Raw genomic sequence first — 2084 nt, 5'->3', positions numbered from 1 at the left:
GGTTCCAATCGGTCTCGAACGACACTTCGATGTCAACGAAGAACGGGATCTTGATCGCAAGCTTCAATGCGAGCTTGCCCTTGCGGAAGAAGTGGCTGATCACCTTGCCGAGGGCGCGGAGTTGGCGGCCGGTGGCGGCGAGGAATTGAGCGAGCTGTTGCATGATGGATCTCCTTGTCGATTGCGTCATTGCGGGGATCGACAGCAGACCGGGAAGCAGGGTTGCACCTTGCAAGGCCGAAACGGATGTGGAGGATCTGGCGGCGCCTGAATTTTGACGCGCGAGGAGCCGCAGAATGCGGCGGGGAAAATTCCGGCGGCGCCAGGTTGCGGCCGGACGGACGGGCTGCAATATCCCCGATGAGAGATGACAGCTTGTCGACAAGGAGACGTTGAACTGGTCGCGCTCGCTGCGATCGAAAGCTTGCCAATGCCCTCACGCAGCCGCTCTCGCCGTCCGCGGAAATCGCAAAAGCCGCCTCAGGAGCTTTCGTACGTTGTGTAGACGACACGGGCCGCATGAATGACGATGCCTGTTTCCTGGCGGATATCCCTGACGATCGCTGCCAAGGAACCCAGTTCGGTCTCGCACATCGCGACCAGCCTTGGATAATCGATATCGACGCCGTCGCAATCCGCCGACAAAGCATTGGTCCAACCGCCACCGTTGATGCGGTATTCGTGCGTGTCGAAATCGATCTCGAGCTCATCCTGCAAGTTGATGGTGAAACGCTCGAACATCTCGTTCTCGCCTGCGAGCCGATAGGCGGCATAGTCGTCGTCGCCGGCAAGAACGCTCCGTTCCAATGCCATGATGGTGCGGAGGCGAGCGTGAGCCGCATCGAGCCCTTCGATCAGGCGGTCATGAAGCGCTCGTGAAAACGTGGTATCGCAGCCGAAGCGGTTTGCAAGCACGACGAGCCGGAAACCGGAAAGCTTCGTGTGGAGCATAAGGTTCTGATCCGTGGTCATGATGTGATCTCCTTCATCTTGATGACGGAGATCGGCCACTCCGTGGCAAAGAGGGGTCAAGGAGCGCGGAACGCGACTTGCAAGCGGGGGAGCCGATTTTTCGGGTAGCGCAGCGACGGAAAAATTGGGGGAGACCGCGCCGTTCTTGACGCCGGATTTGCTGGAGTAAAATGGGACGTCAGAGAGAGAAGAGACCCGCGGGCCAGAAGGGGCCGCGACCGTATCCGGCGGGAGCCGGCGGGAGTGTCGAGGGGTGAAACCCCCGACAGCCGATAAGCCGGTCAATCCGGCGAACCGGCTCGACGTGCCGCAGAAAAGCCGCCTCAGAAAGGCGGCTCGGCTTCGATGATGCCGTCCTGTTCGGCAAGCGCCACGGCCAGATCAGCCTGGGCGAGCTGAAGCTCCGCTTCGACCTGGCGCCGCTCGACGGCATCGCAGGCGTTCCTCAACTCGGCCCGCAGTTCCTCGATGTGCTGTTCGATCGTCATCGTCTAATCTCCTTGAGTTCGTGAAAGACGAGACCGCGGGGCGGGAGGAGATGACGGGGTCAAGGAGCGCGGCAGCGACCGGCGGAGCCGGCGCGTGGGGGAGCCGATTTTGTTGGAGCGCAGGTACGAAGCGGAGGCAAAATTGGGGGGAACCGCGCGTCCTTCGACGCCGACATTTTCTCCCGACACGATACCCCGATCTGAGCAGACAATTGTCCCTCTCCGTATCGCACCGAAAAAGCCGGCGGCAGGCTCGATGCCTGCCGCAGGCTTGTCTCTGTCACCGGTTTTGACCCCGCCTTTCGGCGGGGCCTTGTCCGGGTCTCAGTCCCGGTTGGGGCGGGACCAGATCAGCTGGTAGCCGTCCTCGCCTTCGACCTCGGTGAGCGTTGCGTAGATCGGGGCGGGGAAGCTCGGATCGTCGAGCTTGACCGAGAGGTAGTCGCGGTCCTGCTCCGAGCGCTTCTGCCAGGCCGCGCCCAGCTCGACATTGCCTGCGTAGATGCGGAAGTGCGGGCCCTTGTCGGAGGGGTTTTCGATGCGGGCGATGCGGGCCTTGACGTTGAGGGCGAGCGTGCGGATCGAGCCGTTGAAGCCGGTTTCGGAGGTGGTGAAGGTGCCGAT

3 protein-coding genes are annotated in these 2084 nt (G+C 61.9%); all 3 read right to left on the bottom strand.

All coding sequences use genetic code 11. From position 1 onward, the window contains the following. Nucleotides 1-480: 480 nt before the first annotated feature. Nucleotides 481-972 (bottom strand): hypothetical protein, encoded by a 492-nt coding sequence (locus QD461_RS36550; RefSeq protein ID WP_015341941.1) that lies wholly within the window; start codon nucleotides 970-972, stop codon nucleotides 481-483. Nucleotides 973-1295: 323 nt separating this feature from the next. Next, nucleotides 1296-1460: a hypothetical protein gene (locus QD461_RS36545; protein ID WP_167669584.1), complete on the bottom strand. Its 165-nt coding sequence runs from the start codon at nucleotides 1458-1460 to the stop codon at nucleotides 1296-1298. Nucleotides 1461-1784: 324 nt separating this feature from the next. Beyond that, the coding region (locus QD461_RS36540) for a DUF736 domain-containing protein (RefSeq protein WP_414091630.1) at nucleotides 1785-2084 on the bottom strand (300 nt) is incomplete at its 5' end.

Source organism: Rhizobium sp. BR 314 (assembly GCF_047445805.1).
In the GTDB taxonomy this organism is placed as follows: domain Bacteria; phylum Pseudomonadota; class Alphaproteobacteria; order Rhizobiales; family Rhizobiaceae; genus Rhizobium; species Rhizobium lusitanum_B.
This window is presented reverse-complemented; position numbering and strand designations above follow the sequence as displayed.